The sequence below is a fragment of the Streptococcus sp. HMSC071D03 genome (assembly GCF_001812125.1).
GTDB lineage: Bacteria > Bacillota > Bacilli > Lactobacillales > Streptococcaceae > Streptococcus > Streptococcus pseudopneumoniae_N.
In genome coordinates, this window is sequence record NZ_KV807798.1 from 1 (window position 1) to 488 (window position 488).

A 488-nucleotide genomic window follows, 5' to 3' on the forward strand; every position below is an offset into this window, starting at 1 on the left:
GGTGATAATCGCTCCAGTTTCTGCTTCAGCATCTATCCTTCTTTCTCTATCTTCCTGTTTTTTATGAAGGTTAGAAGCACCATTGTATGGATCTGTTCCTTGCAACATCTCATCAGAATTGGAAATACCATCACCATCCAAATCACGATCCCTCTCATCTTTTCGGTTATACTGATAAATTTTTTCGTATGGATTATCTAGTGTATTTTGCGAATTCTTGACTTGTGTTTTTTCAAATTCATCTCGAACGTTGACAATGGTTTGTTCAACTTTTTCCGATAATTCTTTAATTTCATTTTGCCATTTTTCTACAAGAGCTACTTGTTCTTGAGGCGAATCTCTAACACCCAACTTCTCAAACCAAGCAGATAAATTGTCTACCTCAACACTATCCATTCCATCAAAAGAGATAAAACCAAGACGGCTATCGTAACTACTATCTGTAAATCCGATAGGACTGTTTTTTAAATCTCCATAAGGGAGTTGAG

General features: G+C 36.3%; 1 protein-coding gene. It reads right to left on the bottom strand.

Annotation, left to right across the window (positions count from 1 at the left end):
- On the bottom strand, window positions 1–488 hold a 488-nt coding region (locus tag HMPREF2837_RS08555), incomplete at both ends, for a thrombospondin type 3 repeat-containing protein (protein ID WP_222565307.1).